The sequence below is a fragment of the Thiorhodococcus minor genome (genome assembly GCF_010820565.1).
In the GTDB taxonomy this organism is placed as follows: Bacteria; Pseudomonadota; Gammaproteobacteria; order Chromatiales; family Chromatiaceae; genus Thiorhodococcus; species Thiorhodococcus minor.
On the sequence record NZ_JAAIJQ010000007.1, the window covers coordinates 82,087 to 106,309 of the forward strand.

General features: G+C 64.8%; 20 protein-coding genes. 14 read left to right on the forward strand and 6 right to left on the reverse strand.

Going from position 1 to position 24,223, the window contains the following annotated elements; genetic code table 11:
• The first annotated feature begins 1 nt into the window (after position 1).
• The 7 genes from G3446_RS03875 (at position 2) to G3446_RS03905 (ending at position 8,296) form a co-directional block, all read left to right on the forward strand.
• A complete protein-coding gene (locus tag G3446_RS03875; RefSeq protein ID WP_164451089.1) occupies positions 2–2,059 on the forward strand; it encodes an HAD family hydrolase in 2,058 nt (685 codons plus the stop codon).
• Between the two features lie 318 nt (positions 2,060–2,377).
• Positions 2,378–3,772, forward strand: a complete 1,395-nt coding sequence (locus G3446_RS03880; RefSeq protein WP_164451090.1) for a hypothetical protein — start codon at positions 2,378–2,380, stop codon at positions 3,770–3,772.
• Between the two features lie 238 nt (positions 3,773–4,010).
• Positions 4,011–4,565 carry a SiaB family protein kinase gene (locus G3446_RS03885; RefSeq protein ID WP_164451091.1) on the forward strand — a complete coding sequence of 185 codons (555 nt, stop codon included), beginning with the start codon at positions 4,011–4,013 and terminating at the stop codon, positions 4,563–4,565.
• 21 nt (positions 4,566–4,586) lie between these two features.
• Entirely contained in the window at positions 4,587–4,994 is a 408-nt protein-coding gene (locus tag G3446_RS03890; RefSeq protein ID WP_164451092.1) for a DUF1987 domain-containing protein, read from the forward strand.
• 4 nt (positions 4,995–4,998) lie between these two features.
• A complete protein-coding gene (locus tag G3446_RS03895) occupies positions 4,999–5,823 on the forward strand; it encodes a GGDEF domain-containing protein (protein WP_164451093.1) in 825 nt (274 codons plus the stop codon).
• 6 nt (positions 5,824–5,829) lie between these two features.
• Positions 5,830–6,594, forward strand: coding sequence for a type 2 periplasmic-binding domain-containing protein (locus tag G3446_RS03900; RefSeq protein ID WP_164451094.1), 765 nt, complete (start codon positions 5,830–5,832; stop codon positions 6,592–6,594).
• Positions 6,578–8,296: a PP2C family protein-serine/threonine phosphatase gene (locus tag G3446_RS03905; protein ID WP_164451095.1), complete on the forward strand. Its 1,719-nt coding sequence runs from the start codon at positions 6,578–6,580 to the stop codon at positions 8,294–8,296. The genes G3446_RS03900 and G3446_RS03905 overlap by 17 nt, the downstream gene beginning before the upstream one ends.
• An 87-nt stretch (positions 8,297–8,383) precedes the next feature.
• Here the strand turns inward: G3446_RS03905 and G3446_RS03910 are convergent, their stop codons facing one another.
• Positions 8,384–8,866 carry a DUF2939 domain-containing protein gene (locus G3446_RS03910; protein WP_164451096.1) on the reverse strand — a complete coding sequence of 161 codons (483 nt, stop codon included), beginning with the start codon at positions 8,864–8,866 and terminating at the stop codon, positions 8,384–8,386.
• Positions 8,867–9,091: 225 nt separating this feature from the next.
• On the opposite strand from G3446_RS03910, the gene G3446_RS03915 reads away from it, so the two are divergent.
• The 3 genes from G3446_RS03915 (at position 9,092) to G3446_RS03925 (ending at position 14,076) form a co-directional block, all read left to right on the forward strand.
• Entirely contained in the window at positions 9,092–10,336 is a 1,245-nt protein-coding gene (locus G3446_RS03915) for a multifunctional CCA addition/repair protein (protein ID WP_342450026.1), read from the forward strand.
• A gap of 73 nt (positions 10,337–10,409) precedes the next feature.
• Positions 10,410–12,674 carry a DNA topoisomerase IV subunit A gene (gene parC, locus G3446_RS03920; RefSeq protein ID WP_164451098.1) on the forward strand — a complete coding sequence of 755 codons (2,265 nt, stop codon included), beginning with the start codon at positions 10,410–10,412 and terminating at the stop codon, positions 12,672–12,674.
• Between the two features lie 196 nt (positions 12,675–12,870).
• Positions 12,871–14,076 (forward strand): response regulator, encoded by a 1,206-nt coding sequence (locus G3446_RS03925; RefSeq protein WP_164451099.1) that lies wholly within the window; start codon positions 12,871–12,873, stop codon positions 14,074–14,076.
• Between the two features lie 222 nt (positions 14,077–14,298).
• Here G3446_RS03925 and G3446_RS03930 read toward each other — a convergent pair whose 3' ends face one another.
• The 3 genes from G3446_RS03930 to G3446_RS03940 form a co-directional block, all read right to left on the reverse strand.
• Positions 14,299–14,730, reverse strand: coding sequence for a DNA polymerase III subunit chi (locus tag G3446_RS03930; protein WP_164451100.1), 432 nt, complete (start codon positions 14,728–14,730; stop codon positions 14,299–14,301).
• A gap of 66 nt (positions 14,731–14,796) precedes the next feature.
• A complete protein-coding gene (gene fabA, locus G3446_RS03935; protein ID WP_164451101.1) occupies positions 14,797–15,315 on the reverse strand; it encodes a 3-hydroxyacyl-[acyl-carrier-protein] dehydratase FabA in 519 nt (172 codons plus the stop codon).
• 191 nt (positions 15,316–15,506) lie between these two features.
• Positions 15,507–17,225, reverse strand: a complete 1,719-nt coding sequence (locus tag G3446_RS03940) for a proline--tRNA ligase (protein WP_164451102.1) — start codon at positions 17,223–17,225, stop codon at positions 15,507–15,509.
• Between the two features lie 321 nt (positions 17,226–17,546).
• On the opposite strand from G3446_RS03940, the gene G3446_RS03945 reads away from it, so the two are divergent.
• From G3446_RS03945 to ilvC, 4 genes are all read left to right on the forward strand, one after another.
• Positions 17,547–18,605 (forward strand): PilZ domain-containing protein, encoded by a 1,059-nt coding sequence (locus G3446_RS03945; protein WP_164451103.1) that lies wholly within the window; start codon positions 17,547–17,549, stop codon positions 18,603–18,605.
• A 344-nt stretch (positions 18,606–18,949) separates the two neighbouring features.
• Positions 18,950–20,722, forward strand: coding sequence for an acetolactate synthase 3 large subunit (locus G3446_RS03950; RefSeq protein ID WP_342450027.1), 1,773 nt, complete (start codon positions 18,950–18,952; stop codon positions 20,720–20,722).
• A gap of 41 nt (positions 20,723–20,763) precedes the next feature.
• Positions 20,764–21,255 carry an acetolactate synthase small subunit gene (ilvN, locus tag G3446_RS03955; RefSeq protein ID WP_164451105.1) on the forward strand — a complete coding sequence of 164 codons (492 nt, stop codon included), beginning with the start codon at positions 20,764–20,766 and terminating at the stop codon, positions 21,253–21,255.
• Between the two features lie 107 nt (positions 21,256–21,362).
• Positions 21,363–22,379 carry a ketol-acid reductoisomerase gene (gene ilvC, locus G3446_RS03960; protein ID WP_342450028.1) on the forward strand — a complete coding sequence of 339 codons (1,017 nt, stop codon included), beginning with the start codon at positions 21,363–21,365 and terminating at the stop codon, positions 22,377–22,379.
• A 242-nt stretch (positions 22,380–22,621) separates the two neighbouring features.
• Here ilvC and folE read toward each other — a convergent pair whose 3' ends face one another.
• Positions 22,622–23,260 (reverse strand): GTP cyclohydrolase I FolE, encoded by a 639-nt coding sequence (folE, locus tag G3446_RS03965; RefSeq protein WP_164451107.1) that lies wholly within the window; start codon positions 23,258–23,260, stop codon positions 22,622–22,624.
• 189 nt (positions 23,261–23,449) lie between these two features.
• A complete protein-coding gene (locus tag G3446_RS03970; RefSeq protein ID WP_164451114.1) occupies positions 23,450–23,794 on the reverse strand; it encodes a GTP 3',8-cyclase MoaA family protein in 345 nt (114 codons plus the stop codon).
• Positions 23,795–24,223: the final 429 nt, after the last annotated feature.

Below are 24,223 nucleotides of genomic sequence, written 5' to 3' on the forward strand. Positions count from 1 at the left end.
CATGATCCATTCCTTCGACGTCTTCGACACCCTGATCACGCGCCGCGTCGCGACGCCGCGCGGTGTCTTCGTCGCCATGCAGCGGCAGCTCGCGGCGCAGCATCCCGAGCTGCCGAGACCCCTGCTGGAGCGCTTCGCCCACGAGCGGATGCACGCCGAGCAGAGTGCGCGCATCCAGGCGCGGGAGCAGGCCCCAGCGGACACAGGCCTCATTCCGGAAGAGATCGACATCGAGGACGTCTATCGCTGGCTCGTGAGTCAGCATGGGCTCGACGCGGATTGGATCGCGCGCTTCATCGAGATCGAGCTGGCGGCCGAAGAGCGTTTCATCATCGGCGTGCCAGAGATGCTCGCGCGCTTTCGCGCCTTGGTGGCCAAGGGCGAGCGCATTCTCCTGCTCTCGGATATGTACCTGAGACGGCAGGATTTGGCGCGCTTGCTCGACAAGGTCGACCCCGCGCTCCTCCAGCACGCCAGCCTCTATCTCTCCTCCGAGGTCAAGCTGAACAAGGCCTCGGGTCTGATGTTCGACCATGTCGCGGCGCAAGAGGGCATCGCGCCGGGCGCCATTCACCATATCGGCGACAACCCCCATAGCGATGTCCGTCGCGCGCGCGAGCGCGGCTGTCAGGTGACCTTCTTCGACGCTTGCCACTTGACGCTGGACGAGTCCTTCGAGCGCAACGAGGACGATCTCGGCTGGCAGGTCTCGGTCGGCCTCTTTCGCGAATCGCGGCTCTCTCTACCCACCGACGCGGCACGGGTCGGTGGAAGCTACGCGGCCATGGTGCTGCTGCCCTTCGTCCTCTGGGTCTTGGACCAGGCCCGCGAGGCAGGGAGAAAGCGGCTGTACTTCTTCGCGCGCGACGGACAGATCCTCCTGGAGATCGCGCGGCGGCTATCGGTCGAGGATCTGGAGCTGCGCTACCTGCACGTCTCTCGTCTGGCCCTGCATCGCTGCGTCAATACGGACTTCGAGGCCTTCCTGGACTGGGTCTTCGTCTCACATCAGGGCATGACGATCGAGGACGTCGCTCACCGCGTCACCTCAGACCCTGGCGATCTGGTCGACCACTTGCTGGGCTGTGTGGACGCGGCTTTGAGTCGTGAGGATCTGCTCACGGACAAGCAGCGCATGGCGCTGCGGAATCGCTTCAAGTCCGATCCCGATCTCAGGGCGCGAGTGATGGGGCTCGTGTCCAGCGAGCGCGAGCGGGTGCTGCGCTACCTGGATCAGGAAGGGCTCGCGCGCCTCGACGATGCCTGCGTGGTCGACATCGGCTGGAGCGGGAGCATTCAAGATTCACTGCTTCAGGTGCTGCGGACACATGGCTCGGTCGATGGCGGGCCGCTCGCCGGCTACTACTGGGGACTGCAGCGGCATACGCTCACCGACCTCGGTGCCAACCTCAAGTCCTCCTTCGCCTTCCATCCGGACAGCTTTTGGCGCGACCCGGCGGCGCTACGCGAGCTGGTCGAGTGCTTCACCGCGGCCGATCATGGCAGCACCCTCGGGTACCGCGAGAACGGCGGACGCATTGAGCCCATCCTCAACGCCGAGGGTCCCGAGGTGCTCGCCTGGGGTCTTCGAGACTTCAGGCGGGGCGTGGACTTCTTCGTCGGCCGCATCATCGGGATGCTGGGGCAAGATGAGATCCTCGCGCTCATGCCCTACTATTTCAGGCGCTTGGAGCACCTCATTCAGCGGCCGAGCCGGGTCCTGGCCAGCGCCATGGGACGCTTTCCCTACTCGCCGGATCCGACCGGGATGCTCCTCCCCTTCGCCCCACCCATCGACGGGCTCGACGCCATGCGGTTCCAGATGAGCTCCGGGACTCGACGCGGGCGCATCACGCGCTGGCGCCAGGGGAGTCTCGCCAACAGCGACCCCTGGGTCCGCTATCTGCTCTCGTCCAAGTCCACGGCCTTCTTCGCCTTGCTCAAAGGGCTCCACCCACGTGGCCTTGTGCATCTCTTGCCCTACCCCATGATCTCCTGGGTGAAGCGTACATTTCCGGCGCCCATGCTGCGTGCCTGTCGGTCGATCTTGCGGATCTAGGTCGAGACCCTCGGATGCAGGCTTCTTGTCCGGGTGCGCCTCAACTTGCGGTCTGCTTCGCCGGTGCGGGCGTTCGAAGCGGCGGCTAGCCGCAGTCTGCCCGCCATGGTCGCGCCCGCCAACGAAAGTGAGAATGATGCTAAGCTCGCGGCGCCAGCCAAGGGTGTCCGCGCTCGCCCGCGGTCGGGAGCCGGCGCAGATCGTCGCTCCGGGGACTGATGCGGATGATCGCCGGGGCGGCCTAGGGCGCAGCCAGGTCCTTACGGCTGGCACGCGGCAAATGACCTCTCCGAGGACGAGCGGACGACCTCCAGACTATTGAACAAGCGCTACGCGGATCGCCGGTCTCTCTTCCACGATATCGAGCGCGTGGCGCTCGAGTGTGCGGCCGATCGTCTTGGCGCCATGCCGGACACCCAGCGGGACATCTTCCGGCTCGGCGTGCGCGCGGCACCCCTGTTCTTCGGCTACGGCCTCTTCATCGCCGAGCGGAGCCTGATCGACGGCGTCGATCGGCTGTTCTTCTTCACGCGGGAAGGGGAGCTCTTCCACGGCGTCTTTCGGCGTCTCTTCCAGGACGGTTGCTTGGATGGCAGCCAGCTGCCGGCTTCCTCCATCCTGGAAGTCAGCCGGCTCGCGACCTTTTCGGTTTCGCTGAGGACGGTGAGCATCGAGGAGCTGATGCGCCTCTGGAGTCTGTACAGCAGTCAATCCATGTTCGCGCTCGCGCGATCATTGCGGCTTGAGCCCTGCGCGATCGAGCGCTCCTGCGCTCGCCACGGCATCTTACTCGACGAGAGCATCCTGCACCCCTGGCAAGACGAGCGTGTCAAGCGGCTCTTCGCCGATGAGGCGTTTCGCGCCATCCTGGCCGACCGAATCGGCGCCGACCGGGATGCGGCCCTTGCATTGCTCGCGCGCCGCGGTCTCGTCAACGATGGCAGCGCCGTGGGCGTGGTGGACATCGGTTGGCGGGGCACCATTCAAGACAATCTGGCCCTGATGTTTCCGCGCAACCGGTTCGTCGGCTACTACCTGGGATTGCAGCGGTTCCTCAATGTCCAGCCGCCCAATTGCCTCAAGCATGCCTATGGGCCAGACGCGAATCGCGGTCTCGGCTTCAGTCATCTGCTCGACGCCGTCTCGCCGATGGAGATGCTCTGTAGCTCGCCCAACGGCAGCGTCATGGGCTATGGCGTCGACCCTGACGGACATCCGACCGCGAGGCGGCTCGCCGAGCCTTCCGAGACGCGGATCCACGACGACATCGTCAGGCATTTTCAGGACGGAGTGCTCTTTGCGTGCGATCACTGGGCGCAGGCCCGCGCGCGTCACGGGATCCGCAGCGCCGAGCTGCGTGAGCTCGCCTGCGGCGTCTGGGGCGGCCTCATCACCAAGCCTGAGCGGCAGATCTCCGAGGCCTACGCCAGGCTGAATCACAATGATGTGTTCGGTGTGGGAGCCTTCGTCGACAAACGTCAGGTGCCATCGCCTCTCAAGATCCTGCGCGGTCTCATCTCGTCGCGGGATCGACGCGAGGTCATCCTCTACATCAAGCAGACGCAATGGACCTCCGGGCTCTGGCACAGACGCGATCTGGCCTTGGGGCATCGAGCCATCTTGGTTGCGATACTCTCGACCGGTCGTGCTTACAAGCGCGTGCGGATGTGGATGCACCATTACTGGCTCGCTCGGCGAAACCTCAGCGGGTGAAGCGCCGCGTGGATAGGCCGCAGGTGTTGCTGACAGGGCTGTCGGCCGATCTGGTGCCGTCGCGGACTTCTGTGAGCCGTGCCCAGAGTCCGAGATTGTTCGACAGGGTCCGTCCAAATCTCCCAATCCGCCGGGTTAGAATAGAGGCGAAAGGCTAGAGGCCGGGCTTGCGTCGGCCTCCGGAGCGGGGTCGCTCCCATCCTCGTCGCGCCCGGTTTTCAGATGGAGTCAGCAGCCTATGTCCATCGCCGATGATTATCTGTACTTCCATCAGCGGATGCTCGGTCATGGTGTCATCTTCTCGTTCGTCGGCTATGTGTCCGAGTCCATCCTCTTCTCCCTCGGCGAGGCGCTGAAGCAGAAGATGCGGTTGGAGGCGACGGACGCCAATGTGACCAAGCGCCTCTTTTCCGTCTTCGTCGAGCAGGTTCAGAACATCATTCGCTATTCCGACGAGCGTCTAGAGGCCGGCAGTGGGCGGCCTTCGGAGATGGGCTCGGGGATGGTGACGGTCGGTCGCGACGAGGCGCACTTCTTTGTCGTCTGTGGCAACATCGTGAAGCATGACGAAGGTGCATCCTTGTGCCGCCGGCTCGAGGCGCTCGCGGCCATGGATTCCGCGGCCATTAGGAGCCACTATCGCGAGAAGCTGCGCGAGCCAGCCGAAGAGAGCGACCGAGGCGCCAGTATCGGGCTGATCGAGATCGCCCGGCGCTCGACGCGGCCGATCGAGTTCGGGCTGGCCGATCTCGGCGATGGCCGCGCCTTTTTCTGTCTCAAGGCCTACATTTGACCTCTGGCGAGTCGCGCGATAATGGATAGACTCTATTTGCCCCGGACAGATCGCTCGCCGCTCGTTGAGCTGGATGTCGACAGCCATCGACTGCGCATCGAAGGCGAGTCCTACCCAGAGGACGCCGCCGCCTTCTTTGGTCCCATTCTCGCTTGGCTCGATGCCTATCTGGGGCAGTGCCGGCCGACTCCGCCGGACTCGCCGATCGTAATGGATGTTCGCCTACTGTACTTCAACAGCAGCAGCGCAAAGGCCCTAATGAATGTGTTCCAGCGTCTGGAGTCGACGGCCCGAGCTGGGGTCGAGATCGACGTGAATTGGCATTACCACCTGGACGACGAGACCATGATGGAGTTCGGGGAAGACTTCAGCGAAGACTTCGAGTCGGTCCGCTTCAACCTGTGCGCCTCTGAAACCGAGCTGGCCTAGCGGTATGGCAGCCAAAGAGATGCGCCAGGTCGACGAGGGCTACACGCTTTACGCCCGTGAGGAGTCGGTGATTCGTCGGGCCGAGGACATGCTCGACAAGCTCGAAGAGGTCTCGGGGGGCGTGCGTGATCTCGCCACGGCCTACCGCGAGGGCTATCGCGAGACGGCCCGGCTGGTGCGGATCAGCGATCGCATGCAGCTCGATCTGCACGAGGCAAATCGGAAGCTGACCTCGCAGGCCGAAGACCTCAAGCGATTGAACGCGGCGCTGCAGGCGGAGATCGAGCGGCGCGAGCAGCTCGAGCAGGAGCTGAGGCGCATCGCCTCCATCGACGAGCTGACCGGCACCCATACCAGGCGGCACCTGCTCGAGCTGGGCGAGCATGAGCAGCGGCGCCGGTCCCGCCACGGGCATGCCTTGGCCGTGCTGATGATGGATCTCGACCACTTCAAGCGGATCAACGACGGCTTCGGCCATGCGGCCGGGGATCAGCTCCTGCGGGATTTCGGGTTTCTGTTGCGCTCGAGTCTGCGCAAGGGCGATATCGCTGGACGTTTCGGCGGCGAGGAGTTCCTGGCCATACTCCCGGAAACGGACCTCGAGACGGCGAAGGCCGTGGCCGAGCGTCTCTGCGCCCGCGTGCGCGCCAACGAGACACTCTGGAACAGTCGGACGCTGTCCGTGACCGTCAGCGTGGGGGTCGCGGCGCTATGCGCCGATGAAACCCTCGACAAGGTCATCGGGCGCGCGGATCACGCCCTCTATGCCGCGAAAGCCGCGGGGCGCGATCGGGTGATGATCGGGCAAGCCAGTTCTGGGTCGGAGTAGCTCGGTGTGAAGACCCTGCAGGCGCCCCTCTTGCTGGCTGTCCTGGCCCTCTTGTGGGTGGTGCCGACGGGCCAGACCTTCGCGGACCGCTATATCGTCGGCGTGGAGAACATCGACTACCGACCTTATCAGGCCGGCCATACAGGCGCATTCGAGGGATTCGGCCGCGAGCTTCTGGACGCCTTCGCCGCGGCGGAGCGCCTCGAGCTCGACTATTTGCCGCTTCCGCCGTCCAGGCTGCTTCCGAGCCTTCTCCGGGGGCGGATCGACTTCAAGTACCCGGACGATCCCGCCTGGGCTCCAGCTCGACGCGAGGGGCATGAGATCCGTTACAGCAGGCCCATCGTCGGCTATGTCGACGGGACCCTGGTGCTGCCTCGGCATCTGGGGCGGCCGGTCAATGAGATCCGAGCCCTCGGCACCGTCGTCGGGTTCACGCCCATCGCCTGGCAGCCGCGGCTGCGTCAGGGACAGGTCTCACTCTTGGAGAACGCAGACTTCTCGGCCTTGTTTCATCAAGTGACGAATCGCCGTGTCGATGCCGTCTACGCCAATGTCGCCGTTGCGCGCGATCAGTCGATGCGGCTTTTCGGTCGGCCCGATGCGCTGCGTTTCGATCCGGGGCTGCCGTCCACTCAGGGGTCTTATCGGCTGTCGACGCTGCGCCATCCCGAGGTGATCGATAGGCTCAATGCCTGGATGCAGGCCGAGTCCGAGGTCGTCGCCGGGCTAGTCCGCCGCGCCGGACTGGACGATGTCTGGCAAGACTAGCTCGGGGCCTCGCCTCGGCACCCCTGAGCGGGCGGGACCGCATCTTGGCGCCGTGCCTCCCCTGCGGGGGCTGACCTTCAAGCAGGCGGCCGTCACCCTGTTCATCGTGCTGGCTCTGGGCATGATCATTGGTGTCATCGAGCTCGTGCTGGACTGGCGCATGGTTCGCGAAGACGTCGAGCAGGGCACTGAGAGGACCTTGGCACTGGTCGAAGGCTCCGCGTCCGAGGCGGCCTACCAGCTGCATCCCGCGCTCGGGCGTGAGCTCGTCGAAGGCCTGTTCGCCTTCGATACGGTGCGCCGCGTCGAGCTTCGCGACGACTTCGGGCAGGTGCTTGCCTCTGCAGAGCGCGAACGCCGGACCTCCGGCGACATGCGCGCCTGGCGTTGGCTCTTCGCCGACGTCATCCACTTCCAGCGACGCCTGCAATATGACGTGCCCGGGGGCGGGCTCACCGCGGTGGGCGTCCTCGAGCTGGACCTGTCTGCGGACGTCCTTGCTCAGCGTTTCCTGCGGCAGGCCCTGCGCGACTCGATCCTCGGCCTGGCGCGGGCGCTCTTCATCTCCGTCCTGGTGGTGATCATCTTCTACTTTATGATTACGCGCCCCTTGCTGGCGCTGTCCGGCGCGATCGCCAGGGTGGACCCGGCGCTGCCGGGTGCCTGGTCGCCGCCGCCCGCTCTCGGGCGCAGGCGAGATGAGCTTGGCCTGCTGCTCGGTCATCTGAAGACCCTTCTTCAAGCGTCTCAAGATGGACTCGATGCGCGTGATCGTGCCGAGCGTGAATTCACCGCGCTCACTCAGGAGCTCGAGGCGCGGGTCCAGGCGCGGACCCGCGATCTCGAGCGACAGAAGCGCGAGGTCGAGCGCGCGCTCGGGCAGCTCGATAGCGCGCATCAGCGGCTGAGCGAGGCGAATGGTCGGTTGCTGGAGAGCCATCGCTATGCGCGCCGCATCCAGACCGCCATGCTGCCGCCAAAGGACGCCCTGGACGCTGTGGTGGCGGAGATCGAGATCCTCTGGGAGCCATTGCATCTGGTCGGTGGGGATTGGTATTGGCTCGAGCGGCGTGGCGATCTCAACCTGATTCTCGTCGCAGATTGCACGGGGCATGGTGTGCCCGGCGCTTTCATCACCCTGGTCCTGGCCTCGGCGACGCAGCAGGTGCTGCGTGAGTCTCCAGACTGGAGCCCGGCCGAGATCCTCGCCGCACTGGATCGAGAGGTCCGGGCGCGTTTGCATCAAGATCGAGCGGGGCCGGCCAGCGCGGATTGGGAGTCCGATGACGGACTGGATGCGGCTCTGCTCCTGTGGGGCGGTCGCGACCGGCGGATGCGGTTTGCGGGCGTGGGCGGCATTCCTTTGGTGAAGATCGCTCCGACCGGGGAGGCGAGCACGATTCGAGGGGCGCGCGGGCATCTGGGCTATCAGAGCCTGTCGTCGCCGCGTCGGATCCTCAATCACGAGATAGAGATCGAGCCTGGGGCGACCTTTTATCTCATGACGGACGGAATCACGGATCAGATGGGCACGACGCCACGCCGTCTTCTTGGGCGTCGGTGCGTCGTGGAATGGCTGCAAGGCAGCGCCGCCCTCGATCTGAGCGACCAGGTGCGCGGTCTGTGCGCCATGCTCGAGCGTTATCGCGGTGAGGAGTCGCGGCGCGACGACATGACGCTGGTGGCGCTGAGGCCCCTGTGAGTCTGGGTGCCGAGCTTCCGCTCGCATGCCGTCCGCCAGGCCGAGGCGGTCAGCTGCTGGCCGCGTGGCTGAAGGTCCTTTTCAGCGTCAGGGAATGATGTCCGTAATCTTCCACTGGCCGTCGACCAGCGAGAGACGGACATGGGTCGCTCCTCGGCCGAGCTCTCCAATCCTGATCAGGAAGCGGTTGTAGGATTCGAAGAAGGCGCAGTCGATTCCGGCGAGCAGGTAGGGCGGGCTTTGGCCGGTGGCCTGAGTGACCGCGCCGCGCAGGGTGTCGCGGACCCAATCCAGGGTGATGGCCTGCTCGAGGGCCGAGTCGCCGAGGCGCTCCAGATTCTGACGAATCCAGCTCACCACGCTGTCGGGGTCGTCCGAGGGCAGGACGCCCTTGACGCCGGCGGAGACGCGGTCTTTGTAATTCGCGCGAATGGCGGGGAGGTCCACCATCTCGGCCAGCTCGGCGGTGCCTGGCGCGTTGATCGCTCCGTCCAGGCGGTAGACGCCGAAATAAGGCCAGAGACCATAGCCGATGAGTGCTAGAAGAAGGATGTATCCGATATACCGCATCGAGGGGGGCTCGCGGACATTGGTGGAGAAGTGGGGGGCTCGGGTCCATGTTGAGTACTGGAGTCAGTCCATTCAGATTCTAACCGGATCGCCGCGGCGGATATAATCCCGCGTCGGCAGCGATCGCCCACTGGACCTTCGGATGCAGCAGGAAATCCCCACAACCCGCCTCGATGCATGGCCTCCAGCACCTTGGAGCGACTGCGTGGCGTGCGAGCGCTTGGCGTGAGCGCGACGCAAGGGCTCGAGACCTACCTGGTCGGCGGCGCCGTCCGCGACCAGCTTCTGGGGCGCGCCGCCCGGGAGCGCGACTACGTCGTGATCGGCGCCACGGCCGAGGAGATGCTGGATCGCGGCTTCCTCCAGGTCGGTAAGGACTTCCCCGTCTTCCTGCACCCCGAGACCAAGGACGAATACGCTTTGGCGCGCACCGAGCGCAAGACGGCCCCCGGCTACCACGGTTTTCAGGTCCACGCCGAGCCCGATGTCACGCTGGAGCAGGATCTGATGCGCCGGGATCTCACGATCAATGCGCTCGCCCTGAACCCCAATGGGGGGGTGATCGATCCCTATGGCGGTCTCGCCGATCTCGAGGCCCGCATCTTGCGCCATGTGTCTCCAGCCTTCTGCGAGGATCCGGTGCGGATCCTGCGCCTGGCCCGCTTTGCCGCGCGCTATGCCGATCTCGACTTCCAGGTCGCCGACGAGACGCTGGTCCTGATGCGCGACATGGTCGATGCCGGCGAGGTCGATGCCCTGGTCCCGGAGCGTGTCTGGCAGGAGATGTCCCGCGCGCTCATGGAGGATCGGCCGTCGCGCTTTTTCGAGGTGCTGCGCGACTGTGGTGCGCTGGCGCGCCTGCTGCCCGAGCTGGAGCGGCTCTGGGGCGTGCCTCAGCCGGAGAAGTGGCATCCGGAGATCGATGCGGGTGTCCATGTCATGCTGGTCGTCGACATGGCCGCGCGTCTGTCCGGGGATCTGGAGGTGCGCTTCGCCGCGCTCTGTCACGACCTCGGCAAGGGCACGACGCCTGCCGACATCCTGCCCCGGCATCATGGTCACGAGGAGCGCGGGGTCGCACTCGTCGACGATGTCTGCGAGCGTTTCAAGATCCCGAGCCGCTGTCGCGAGCTGGCGCGGATCACGGCCGGCAGTCATGGTCTGGTGCACAAGGTCGATGAGCTGCGTGCCTCGACCATCCTGGATTTGCTGGAGCGTGCCGATGGCATCCGTCGGCCTGCCCGCTTCGAGCAGATGCTGATCGCCTGCGAGGCCGACTATCGTGGCCGGACCGGCCACGCGGAGCGGCCCTATCCTCAGGCCGATACCCTGCGCCTGCTGCTGCGCGCCGTCACGGCCGTGGATGTCGGCGGCATCGCCCGCGCGACCAGCGAGCGACGCCTCATCCCGGAGCGTATCCGCGCCGTGCGGATTGCCGCGATCAAGGGCGCCCGTCAGGGCCTCGCCTGACCTTTCGATTTGTCCTTGCGCCCGCCTTGCCGCATCATGCGCGCCCTTCTCTTGATCAAATTGCCGTTTGCAGATGTCGGATATAGCCACCTATAACGCGGAGGGCCTCGAGCGTCGGCCCCTGAAGGATTTCACCGAGAAGGCGTACCTGGATTACTCCATGTACGTCATCCTGGATCGGGCGCTGCCGCACGTCGGCGATGGCCTCAAGCCCGTGCAGAGGCGCATCCTCTACGCGATGTCCGAGCTGGGTCTCTCGGCGGCGGCCAAGTTCAAGAAATCCGCGCGCACTGTGGGTGACGTGCTGGGTAAGTTCCATCCGCACGGCGATTCCGCCTGCTATGAGGCCATGGTCCTCATGGCCCAGGACTTCAGCTACCGCTATCCGCTCGTCGATGGGCAGGGCAACTGGGGCTCACCGGACGATCCCAAGTCCTTTGCCGCCATGCGCTATACGGAGTCGCGGCTGGCGCCCTATGCGGAGGTCCTGCTTGGGGAGGTCGGGCAGGGCACCGTCGACTGGCAGCTCAATTTCGACGGCACCCTGAGCGAGCCCCGTCTGCTCCCTGCGCGTCTGCCGAATCTCCTGCTGAACGGCGCGACCGGAATCGCGGTCGGCATGGCGACCGACATCCCCTCGCACAATCTGCGCGAGGTGGCGCAGGCCTGCATCCATCTGCTCGAGCATCCGGATGCGCCCCTGAGCGACCTGATGCGCTTCATCCCGGGGCCGGACTTCCCGACGGCCGGAGAGATCGTCACCGCGCGGGATGAGCTGGTGAAGATGTACCAGACTGGTAGCGGGAGCGTGAAGCAGCGCGCCCGCTACGAGGTCGAGCGGGGCGACATCGTCATCACCGCGCTGCCCTATCAGGTCTCGGGCAGCCGGGTGCTTGAGCAGATCGCCGCCCAGTTCAATGCCAAGAAGCTGCCGATGATCGAGGACTTCAGGGATGAATCCGATCACGAGTTCCCGACACGTCTGGTGATCGTGCCGCGCTCCAACCGCGTCGACGTCGATCGGCTCATGTCGCACCTCTTCGCGACCACGGACCTGGAGCGCAGCTATCGCGTCAATATGAACATGATCGGCCTGAACGGCCGCCCGCGCGTCATGGACTTGCGCGAGCTGTTGGTCGCGTGGCTGATCTACCGGACCGAGACGGTGCGTCGCCGGCTCCAGTATCGCTTGGAGAAGGTGCTCGAGCGGCTGCACCTCTTGGACGGCCTGCTGATCGCCTTCCTCAACATCGATGAGGTGATCCGGATCATCCGCACCGAGGACGAGCCCAAGCCCGTGCTCATGGCCCGTTTCGGACTCACGGATACCCAAGCGGAGTATGTGCTCAACACGCGGCTGCGCCAGCTCGCGCGCTTGGAGGAGATGAAGATCCGCGGCGAGCAAGCGGAGCTGGCCGAGGAGCGGGATGGCTTGCAGCGGGTGCTGGGCGACGAGCAGGCCCTGAAGGCGCTGATCCGCGATGAGATCACCGCGGATGCCGAGAAGTACGGCGATGCGCGCAGATCGCCCCTGGTCGCGCGCAGCGCGGCGGCTGCCATCGACGAGACCGAGCTGGCGCCGAGCGAGGCGGTGACTGTCGTCCTCTCCGAGAAGGGCTGGGTGCGGGCCGCTAAGGGGCATGAGGTGGATCCCGCCGGTTTGAGCTACCGCTCGGGCGACACCTTCCTGAGCGCCGCGCGCCTGCGGAGCAATCAAGCGGTTGTCTTCCTCGATTCGACCGGCCGCAGCTATGCGCTGCAAGCCCATACGCTGCCCTCCGCCCGGGGGCAGGGCGAGCCGCTGACCGGGCGTCTGGATCCACCGTCGGGTGCGCGCTTCGTCACCGTGCTGGGCGATTCTCCTCAGGCGCGCTATCTGCTCGCCTCCGATGCCGGCTACGGCTTCGTCGCGAGCTTCGAGGACTTGATCGCCAAGCCGAAGGCGGGCAAGGCGGTGCTGACGCTGCCCAAGGGTGCGGAGGTCCTGCGTCCGGTCCGGGCCGGGGAGGGGGCTGGCGCTGGCGCTCTGCTCGCCGCGGCGACCAGCGCCGGGCACCTTTTGCTGTTCCCGCTCTCCGAGCTGCCTGAGATGGCGCGCGGGAAGGGAAACAAGATCGTCGGTATTCCCACGCCCAAGGCTCAGACACGCGAGGAGATCATGATCGCGGTTGCGGTGCTGGCCGAAGGCGCGAGCTTGATGGTGGTCTCGGGCAAGCGCACCTTGACCCTCAAGCCAGCGGATCTCGAGCTCTACAGGGGCGAGCGTGGCAGACGGGGGCGGCTGTTGCCGCGTGGATTCCAGCGCGTCGAATCCCTCATCGCGGAGCAGGCAGGTTGATTCGGGGTGCCTGCCGCCCGCTGACGCCTCCTCCACCACGGCCGAAACGGGCCGGTAAGACGGATCGCAGACCGAGGCTGGGCTAGACTTGGGACTACAGGGATCGTCTTCTGCGAAGCGCCCGGCAGCCTTTGGGCGACCTCTTGCGAGCTAGAGGCGCGGATTGCCCTCCGACACACAGGCTTTGAATAGGCGGATGCAAGATTATCTGAGGCTACACAAAGAGCAGGCCGAGGGCTCGCAGTTGGCCGGCGAATCTGCGCTGCTCGGTGCTCGCACGCCGGCCTCGGGTGTGCTCGGCGCGGCGCGCGAGACGCTTGCGACCATCCTCATCGTCGATGACTCGCCCGAGAATCTCGCCGTCCTCAACGAGCTTCTGCAGCCCGACTTCCGGGTGCGGGCCGCGACCTCTGGCGTCAAGGCGCTGCGCGTCGTCAAGACCACGCCCACGCCGGATCTCATCCTGCTCGATGTCATGATGCCGGAGATGGATGGCTACGAGGTCTTCGAGCGGCTGCGTGCGGATCCGGAGACGGCGGACATCCCGGTGATCTTCGTGACCGCCATGGACAGCACCGAGGCGGAGATCCACGGCCTGGACGTCGGCGCGGTCGATTACATCGCCAAGCCCATCGTGCCGCCCATCCTCAGGGCACGGGTCAACACGCAGCTGGAGCTCAAGCAGGCGCGGGATTGGCTCAAGAATCAGAACGCCTATCTCGAGACCGAGCTTCAGCGTCGTCTGCACGAGAACCTGGTCGTCCAGGAGGTCAGCATCCATGCCTTGGCTCATCTGGCGGAGATCCGGGATCCGGAGACGGGCAACCATCTACGCAGGACGCAGGGCTATGTGCGTGCCTTGTCCGAGCATTTGCAGAGCCACCCCGGGTTCGGGGCCTTTCTGACCCCTCACAACGTCGATCTGCTGGTCAAGTCCGCACCTCTGCACGATATCGGCAAGGTCGGTATCCCCGACCACATCCTCCTCAAGCCCGGGAAGCTGACGGCGGAAGAATGGGAGATCATGAAGACGCATGCCAAGCTCGGCAGCGATGCCATCGAGCTGGCCGAGCGCGACGTCGAGCGACCCGTCGAGTTTCTCGTCCTCGCCAAGGAGATCGCCCGTTATCATCACGAGCGGTGGGACGGCACGGGCTATCCGGATGGTCTCAAGGGCGAGCGGATTCCGATCTCCGCGCGCCTCATGGCGCTTGCGGATGTCTTCGACGCCCTGATCTCAGTGCGCGTCTACAAGCCGGCCATGAGGTACGAGGCCGCGCGTGACATCATCCGCGAAGGTCGCGGCAGCCACTTCGACCCGGACGTGACAGATGCCTTCCTGGCGACCTTCGAGAGATTCTGCCAGGTGGCCAAGCGCTTCAGCGAGAACGACTCCTCCTGAGATGTGACGCCAGCTCCCAGCTTCCAGCCTGAGATCGGTAGCTCAAGCCCCAAGGCGCAAAGGACCCGAAGAAAAGCAGCGGAGCCTTCTGGCTGACATGCAGTTGGCGGATGCGCAGCCCCCGCTGATTGGGTCCAGCAAGCTGGAGGCGTCTCCAAGGTGGGCCGGATGCGGCCGCTGCTTGGGTGCGCCTGGCCGTTCGAGCTATTCCCGCCGAAATCGCTACAGCTTGATCTCGTGGTGGCTGAGCTCGAGATCGGCGTCGCGATAGAAGCGATAACGCGCCCGTCCGGCGTTGCGGACTGCGGGGTCCTGATCAACCAGGTCGCAGACCCGCTCGAAGCGCTCCAGGAAGGCCGGCGGATCCAGGGCGAGATTGATCAGCACCTGGCGCTCGGTCTCCGGACGACCATCGGCGCTGATGAGAATGGGCGTCAGCGCCGTGTCGACCTTGCCGACCAGCCCATGGGGCAGGAAGCTGTCATCGCGATAGGTCCAGAGCAAGCGGTCGAGGTGGCGTGCCTCCTCGGCCTTCGGGCAGTAGATGAGCGCGCGCAGCCCCTTGGCAAGGATCCGCTCGACGAGCCGGCAAACCAGCAGAAAGCGATCGCCGCGACTGCCCTGCTGGAGACTGTAGAAGTCGACTCTGCTCATGCGTTGCTCCAATGCCAAGCGCGGCCCTGCGGGCAGGCCCCGCAGCGAGGCCCGCCGGCGGCTTGGTCAGAATCCTTCGGTCGAGGTGAAGAGGCCGACCCGCAGGTCCTTGGTCGTATAGATGGTGCGGCCGTCGACCTGCACCACGCCGTCACCGATCCCCAGCACGAGCTTGCGCGTGATGACACGCTTCATGTCGATGTGATAGGTGACCTTGGCGGCTTCGGGCAGGACCTGTCCGGTGAACTTGACCTCGCCGACGCCGAGGGCGCGGCCATGTCCGGGGTTGCCGATCCAGGCGAGGTAGAAGCCGACCAGCTGCCAGAGCGCGTCCAATCCGAGGCAGCCGGGCATGACAGGGTCGCCCGGAAAGTGGCACTGGAAGAACCAGAGATCTGGCTTGATATCCAGCTCGGCGAGGATCTCCCCCTTGCCGTTGGCGCCGCCGAAATTCGCGATCCGGATGATGCGGTCCATCATCAGCATGTTGGGCACTGGCAGCTGGGCGTTCCCTGGCCCGAACATCTCGCCGGCCCCACAGGCCAGTAGCGCGTCGCGATCGAAAGAAGCTTCTTTGTTATCCACTATTGATCCTGGGTCTTCGTGATGAAATGGGGAAGGCGCCTTGGTGCCGTGCGATCACAAGGAGACCGCGACGGTCATCAGGGCCGTGCTGCTGACCCAAAGGCACCGGGCTCGGACTCTTCCGCGACGCTCGTTGCCGCATCGCAGGCCCGCGCTTGGATTGGCCGCATGGCGCGCCCGCGGTCCGGGTTCTAGGTCCTGAGGCGATCCCGAACGAAGCCGACGATCTCCGCGATGGGGACGAGCTGCATCTCGGCGTCGGTGCGGCCCTTGTACTCGACCTGACCCTCGTCAAGCCCCTTGTCGCCGACGACGATTCGGTGGGGGATGCCTATCAGCTCCATGTCCGCGAACATGAAGCCTGGGCGGGCGTCGCGGTCGTCGAGCAAGACCTCGATACCTGCGGCCTGGAGGTCCGCATAGAGCTGCTCGGTGGCCTCGCGGACGCGATAGGACTTGCCGAGCTTCATGGGCAGCAGGGCGACCTCGAAGGGCGCGATGGGTGCCGGCCAGCAGATGCCGCGGTCGTCGTGGTGCTGCTCGATGGCGGCTGCGACCACGCGCGAGACGCCGATGCCGTAGCAGCCCATGGTGAGCGTGGTGGCCTTGCCGTCCTCGCCGAGCACCGTGGTCTTCATGGCGGTGCTGTATTTGCGGCCGAGCTGGAAGATGTGCCCTACCTCGATGCCGCGGGCGATGGTCAGGGTGCCCTTGCCGTCCGGGCTCGGATCCCCCTCGAGCACATTGCGCAGGTCGGCGACCTCCGGCAGCGGCAGGTCGCGGCCCCAGTTGAGGCCGAACCAGTGCTTGCCGTCCTGGTTGGCGCCGGCGCTGAAGTCCGCGGTGACCGCCACTGTCCGGTCCACGATGCAGGGGATCGGCAGGTCCTTGGGACCCAGTGAGCCGGGGCCGGCGCCAACGGCGGCGCGAATCTCCTCTTCGGTAGCCATGCGCAGTGGAGAGGCAACGAGCGGTAGCTTCTCCGCCTTGACGGCGTTCAGGTCATGATCGCCACGCACCAGGAGGGCGACCAGTGCGGCCTGCGCTTCGTCGGACGCCGCGACGACCAGGGTCTTGACCGTGTGCTCGATCGGCTGCTCGAACTGCTCGACGAGATCCGCGATGGTCTTGGCCTTTGGCGTGTCGACCAGGCGCGCTTCCTGCCGGGGGGCGGGCGGCGCGTCGGACGGTGCGACGGCCTCGGCGAGCTCGACGTTCGCCGCGTAGTCGCTGTCGGTCGAGAAGGCGATGGCGTCCTCGCCGGAGGCCGCGAGGACGTGGAACTCGTGCGAGGCGTTTCCGCCGATGCTGCCGGTATCGGCCTGCACCGGGCGGAAATCCAGTCCGCAGCCTGTGAAGATGCGGCAATAGGTCTCGTGCATCTGCCGGTAGGTCTCGGCCAGGGATGCCTCGTCGAGATGGAAGGAGTAGGCATCCTTCATCAGGAACTCGCGCGCCCGCATCACGCCGAAGCGGGGCCGGATCTCGTCGCGGAACTTGGTTTGGATCTGATAGAAATTGATCGGCAGCTGCTTGTAGCTCTTCAGCTCGTTGCGGGCCAGATCGGTGATGATCTCTTCGTGCGTCGGGCCGAAGCAGAAGTCCCGCTGGTGGCGGTCGCGCAGGCGCAGCAGCTCGGGGCCGTACTGATCCCAGCGTCCCGACTCCTGCCAGAGCTCGGCCGGTTGCACCGCCGGCATGGAGACCTCCAGCGCGCCCGCGCGGTCCATCTCCTCGCGCACGATCCGCTCGACCTTCCGCAGCACCCTGAGCCCTAGCGGAAGCCAGGTGTAGAGCCCAGCGGCGAGCTTGCGGATCATGCCCGCGCGCAGCATCAGCCGATGGCTAGCGATCTCGGCGTCGGCGGGCGTCTCTTTGACGGTCTGGAGGGGGAACTGAGAAGTGCGCATCAGAACGCCTTTGGTCGAAATAAAGCGCGGAAGTCTATTGATCCTGGCCTGCAGAAACAACTTCTAGGTCTCAGAATCGAGCCGTCCGGTGGGGTAGACTCGGCAATGTCGTCGCGGTCCGTCGCCGGTTCTTCCCTGATCGGCTGCCGTTCGCACTAAAGTCGGACGCTTTCCTTCGCCCGATGCTCGAGAATGGACAAAGCGTTGAATAATTGCCACCCTTTGCCCGCTGGGCACTTTTTGTGCCCAGCATTCTGCTCGCTCCGCATCGACATTGTTGATCAGGGATGCTTCGTCAGCGTAGCCTTAGGTTAATCCGTTATGAGTCAGTTGCAGCAACAGTTACCCGTTGACCCCAGCGTCTCAGACCGTCGAACCCAGGTTCGCATCGATGTACAGATCCCGGTTCGGGTCAAGTTTCCCGGGCATGACGAGCCCATCACCGCGATCAATCAGGATATCTCCTGGGGTGGTGCGCTACTGCTGATCTCAGAGCCGCTCCCAACGCACGCGGGGCCGCTCAAGCTGACCTTGCCATGGAAGCGGGACGAGCAGATCACGGCTCACGCCCAGCTCCTGCGGGCCCGCCCGCTGCAAGGCGGTCAATATCTCATCGCGGTTCGTTTCATCAGTCTCTCGCCGCGCAGCCAATCGAGGCTGGAGCGTCTTCTCAAGATGCTGAGCGCGAGCGACGAGAGCATCGAGGTTGGCGATACCAGCGGACTGGTGCGAGAGCTCGAGGTCACCGTGAGCGATGCCGACGAGCTTCGCCATATGCTCCGCCAGATCGCAAAGGGGCGGCACACGGTGACCGTCTTCGACGCCTACGAGCCAAACCAGAGTATCAGTCTCTCCATCACCGGAACCCGCGATCTGCCCGGCATCCGGCTGCGCGCCCGGGTCGTCGAGGTTAGGGAGTCCAAGGCCACTGGCTTCGACTGGACGAATTTGCACACCCTGGTCTTGGAGTTCGAGCACCCCAAGAAGGCGATTCGCTCCTTCGCCAAGATGCTGATCGATCAGCTCCCGGAGCCGGGCGATCGCTCGGGTCGGGAAGGGGAGCTGCCCGACTGGATCCGATCCGTGCCCCTTGCCAAGCCATCGCGCGCAGACGCGGCGCGGCGCGCGGGGGCGTCGGGGATTCCGAGTGCCCTCGAGCGCGATTTCCCCGAGGCGCTGACGCGGCTCATCGCCGGTTGGGGTGATCCCGAGGCCTTCGAGATCATGTTTCGGGATCTCGTGCTGGGTGACCAAGGCCAGCCTGGCGGCTGGCCGACCGAGGCATGGGTGGAGCTCGAGCTGCTGCAGAACGTGCATGACTGCGCCTACGGCATGTCCGGCAATCGAAAGGCCCTGTTGAAGGGCGGTAGGGCGATCTGACACTGCTGGAGAGCTCGCCGCCACTGCCCTGAGCTGGGCTCGATCATGGTCGCCACCGTCGTCTGCAAGGACTTTGCGATGCGAGCTCGCTCTGCGGCAGTTTGATCGAGCGAGCGGCGATGGCGTCCCGCGCTCGGCCGCCTGCTCGTCTGCGCGTTCCCCCGCTGTCTGGCTTGACCGTCGCGAGCGATCGCGGTAACTTCAGTCTCTTTTTCAACGCTTTAAACGAATCCCGCTGCGGCTAGTCGCGCGCTGGGCTCGATCGCATGCGCATGCCGCTCGGCAGTGCGCGCGATTCGATTCGCCCCGGGCTAGCGGGTGGAGTCGTTCGGAGGTCGCTCAAGGTGGCACTAACTGAGGCGCAGCCGGAGGAGGCAAGGGTGACGACCACGCAGCTAAGCGGGGCGGAGATCGTCATTCAGGCCCTGATCGACGAAGGGGTCGAGTACGTCTTCGGCTATCCTGGTGGGGCGGTTCTGCACATTTACGATGCCCTCTTCAAGCGGGGCTCGCTCAAGCACATCCTCGTCCGGCACGAGCAGGCCGCGGCGCACGCCGCGGACGGCTATGCGCGCGCGACCGGAAAGTGCGGCGTCTGTCTGGTCACCTCAGGGCCGGGTGCGACCAACGCCGTGACCGGCATTGCGACTGCCTACATGGACTCGGTCCCCATGGTCATCCTGACCGGGCAAGTGCCAACGCCCGTCATCGGGAGCGACGCCTTTCAGGAGGTGGACACCGTCGGGATCACCCGCCCGTGCGTGAAGCACAATTTCTTGGTCAAGGACGTCAAGGACCTGGCGATCACCATCCGCAAGGCCTTCTACATCGCCACCACGGGGCGTCCTGGACCCGTCGTCGTCGATATTCCCAAGGACGTGACCGATCCGGGCATCAAGGTTCCCTACAGCTATCCGAGGGAGATCAAGATGCGCTCTTACAGTCCGGTGGAGAAGGGGCATCACGGGCAGATCAAGCGGGCCGTGGATCTGATGCTCGAAGCCAAGCGTCCGGTCTTCTACACGGGCGGCGGCGTGGTGCTCGGCGAGGGCTCCGCCCAGCTGACCGAGCTGGTGCGAGCGACTGGCTTTCCCATCACCAGCACCCTGATGGGGCTGGGGGCCTATCCGATGACGGATCCTCAGTTTCTCGGCATGCTGGGGATGCATGGCACCTACGAGGCCAACATGGCCATGCACGAGACGGACGTGCTCATCGCCGTGGGTGCGCGCTTCGACGATCGCGTGACGGGTAAGATCGAGCATTTCTGTCCGCACGCCCGGATCGTCCACGTCGACGTGGATCCGTCGTCCATTGCCAAGAACGTCAAGGTCGACATCCCCATCGTCGGGCAGGTGGCGAGCGTGCTTGCCGACATGCTGCGTCTCTATCAGGAGCGCAAGCCCAAGTCGAGCGAGCCTCCAGTGGCCGATTGGTGGGCGAAGATCGATCAGTGGCGTGGTCTGGACTGCCTCAAATACGACGGCTCAGGCTCCGCCATCAAGCCCCAGTTTGCGGTCGAGACGCTCTACAAGGTCACCAACGGCGAGCTCTATCTCGCATCCGATGTCGGTCAGCATCAGATGTTCGCCGCCCAGTTCTATCCGTTCGACAAGCCGCGGCGCTGGATCAACTCGGGCGGGCTTGGCACCATGGGCTATGGGCTTCCGGCAGCCATCGGCGCGCAGTTGGCCTATCCCGATGCGCAGGTCGCCTGCATCACGGGTGATGCCAGTATCCTCATGTGTATCCAGGAGCTGGCGACCTGTCAGCAATACCAGCTGCCGATCAAGGTTCTGCTACTGAATAACGGCTACATGGGCATGGTGCGCCAGTGGCAAGAGCTCTTCTACGAGAGCCGCTATTCGCATTCCTATGTGGACGCTTTGCCGGACTTCGTGAAGCTGTCCGAGAGCTTCGGCCACGTCGGCATGCGGATCGAGCGGCCAGCGGATCTCGAAGACGCCATGCGTGAGGCCTTCGCGATGAAGGACCGTTTCGTGTTCATGGACGTCATCGTCGACCCGACCGAGAACGTCTATCCGATGATCGCGGCCGGCAAGGGACATCACGAGATGCATCTCTCGCCCAGCCTGACCGACCGGGAGCTGGCTTGACGCCGTCGCAGATTTGACCTGATTCGAAACGAGATCCACCCATGAGACATATCATTGCCGTGCTGCTCGAGAATGAGGCGGGCGCCTTGTCGCGCGTCGCAGGCCTCTTCTCGGCCCGTGGCTATAACATCGAGTCACTCACCGTGGCCCCGACCGACGATCCGACCCTGTCGCGCATGACGCTCGTGACCACGGGCAACGACGAGATCGTCGAGCAGATCAAGAAGCAGCTCAACAAGCTGATCGATACGGTCAAGCTGCTCGATCTTTCCGAAGGGCCACACATCGAGCGCGAGATGATGATGGTCAAGGTGCGCGCCGAGCGCGACGACCGCGAGGAGCTCAAGCGGCTCGCCGACATCTTTCGCGCCAAGATCATCGACGTGACGGATACCAGCTATGTCGTCGAGCTAACCGGCGCCTCGAAGAAGCTCGATGCCTTCATCGACGCCGTGCCCGAAGGCCTTATCATCGAAGTCGTGCGCTCCGGTCCGACCGGTATCGCGCGCGGCGAGAAGGGACTGTCACTCTAGCCCTGAATCAGTCGCCCGGGATGGTCGTCCGGAACGCCGCTATCATGGCGGTGGCCGCGTGCCGTCCCGGGTCGATCGTTTAATCCACTAGGATCCACGCAATGACCATCAACGTTTATTACGACAAAGACGCCGACCTCTCCCTCATCCAAGGAAAGCAGGTTGCCATCATCGGCTATGGCTCTCAGGGCCATGCCCACGCCAACAACCTCAAGGAATCCGGGGTTTCTGTCACCGTCGGTCTGCGCCCGGGCTCTGCGTCCGCCGCCAAGGCTTCCAACGCCGGTCTCGAGGTCAAGTCGATCGAGGAAGCCGTCGCGGGCGCGGATGTGGTCATGATTCTGGCTCCCGACGAGCACCAGGCGGCCCTCTATCGAGATCAGGTCGCGCCGAGCATCAAGCAGGGCGCGGCGCTGGCATTCGCGCACGGCTTCAACATCCACTTCGGCCAGATCGCGCCGCGCGAAGACCTCGACGTCATCATGATCGCGCCCAAGGGGCCGGGTCACTTGGTCCGCTCGACCTACACTCAGGGCGGCGGTGTTCCCAGCCTGATCGCTGTCTACCAGGACGCCACCGGCCAGGCGCGCGACCTCGCCATGGCCTACGCCTCCGCCAATGGTGGCGGCCGTGCCGGTATCATCGAGACCAGCTTCCGCGAGGAGTGCGAGACCGACCTCTTCGGCGAGCAGGTGGTGCTCTGCGGTGGTCTGACCTCGCTGATCCAGGCCGGCTTCGAGACCCTGGTCGAGGCTGGCTATGCGCCCGAGATGGCCTACTTCGAGTGTCTGCACGAGGTGAAGCTGATCGTCGACCTCATCTACGAGGGCGGCATCGCCAACATGCGCTACTCCATCTCCAACACCGCCGAGTACGGGGATCTGACGCGCGGTCCGCGTGTCATCACCAGCGACACCAAGGCCGAGATGAAGCGTATTCTCGGCGAGATCCAGACCGGGCAGTTCGCCAAGGAGTTCATCTTGGAGAACCAGGCCGGCGCCTCTTCCATGAAGGCGATGCGCCGTCTCGGTGCCGAGCACCAGATCGAAGAGGTCGGCGAGCGTCTGCGTGAGATGATGCCCTGGATTCGCGAGAAGAAGCTGGTCGACAAGAGCAAGAACTAATGACTCAGCGCCCTGGCCCCCGGTAGGGCGCGGGATCGACGCAAGAAGGGGGCTCGCCTGAGGGGTGAGCCCCTTTTGTTTGGTCGCTTCAGTGCGGTCGATCTCAGGAGGGCGCTGGTCGAGTCTTTGTGCACTCAGGCGCTACCCCGAGATGGGACGAGCCAAGCGAGCCAACTATCCTCCACTGCCCACTGCCCACTGCCCACTGCCCACTGCCCACTGCCCACTGCCCACTGCCCACTTCAGTTCTTGATGAAGGCCATAAATTCGGAGCGTGTTCTCGGGTCGTCCTGAAAGGCCCCGCGCATGGCGCTGGAGACTGTCGTGCTGCTCTGCTTCTGTACGCCGCGCATCATCATGCAGGTGTGACTGGCCTCCATGACGACGGCGACGCCATGTGCGTCGAGGTGCTCCATGAGGGCGTCAGCGACCTGATTGGTGAGCCGTTCTTGTACCTGGAGGCGCCGTGCGAAGACGTCCACGACGCGGGCGACCTTGCTGAGACCGACCACGCGGCCATTCGGCAAATAGCCGACGTGCGCGTGTCCGAAGAAGGGCAGCATGTGATGCTCGCACATGGAGTAGAACTCGATGTCGCGGACGATCACCATCTCCTTGACCTCTTCCTCGAAGACCGCGCCCTTGATGATGTCTTCCGCCGAGAGCGTATAGCCGCTCGTCAGGAAGTCCATGGCCTTTGCGACGCGCAGGGGGGTCCGCCTCAGCCCCTCTCGGTCGGGGTCTTCGCCGATCTCCGTAAGCATGCTGCGAACCAGGGCCTCCTTTTTCGGATCGTAAACCTCCTCGTCATGCTCGGGCTCGAAGCTCGATGCGTAGTGCCCGTGTGCGAGCAAATTGAACAGCTTGGACTTGTCTGACATGGGATTCGCCTCTTTCTTTGGATCCTCCGGAATCGATCCAGGATCCGCCGATGTCGATTTGGCTGCTCGAGCTGGATGCTCGGCTCTGAGCAGCAGAATGGGGCTGAGCGCAGGTAAAGGGAAGCCGCCGCAGGGCGTCGCTGCCGCTGCGGTCAGGGCCGGGGGCGGTGGGTCAGCCGCCAGTGGCATTCATGTGCCGCGCCAAGACGGATCCGGTCCTGCGGCCGAAATCATGACCTCGCGGCTTCTCTCCAAGCTGGCGCGAATCCCTGTCTTGAGCGGCGTGTCCTCGGTTGGATTCGCGCGCAGGAGGCGTCTCAGATCGATGGAGTGCTTCTGCCCGAGGCAGAGCAGCAGGCGGCCTTCCGCCGTCACACGGATGCGATTGCAGTCGGCGCAAAAGCTCTGGCTGTGCGGCGAGATGAAGCCGACGCGGGTATCCGTTCCCATAACGCGGTAGTACCTGGAGGGGCCTCCAGTGCGCTCGACCCTGGGTGCCAGGGCGAGGCCGGCGGCTTCGAGATCTCGCAGGATCGCGGCGCAGGGATAATCCTAGATCCGGCGGTTGGACGGCCTCCAGGGTGCGTCCAGCGTGGTGTCTGGCAAGGCGCAACCAGGCGTCGTAGTGGTTCTACGACAAGGCGTTGCAACGCAGTCAGGCGCCGCGCGGGGCGTGCACTGGGGGCCGTAGCGACCTTCACCCTGCGGGTGAAGCAGCAGAAAGCCAGGGTCTCGATAATGATCCATGTGTTGCATGGAGTGCGAAGCGGTCAACTGCCGGATCTAGGATGATAGGTCAGGGGCCGATCGCGGCCGTCGAGGGCGCCGATCGGCATCTCCTCGATGAAGCTGAGGTCGATTCCGCGATCGATGGCGAAACGGGTCAGTGCGGCCTGGCAAGGCCGCGTGTTCTAGCGGGTGTGACTCCCGCCTGGGTAATCGTGCGCCGCGAGCCCAGTATCG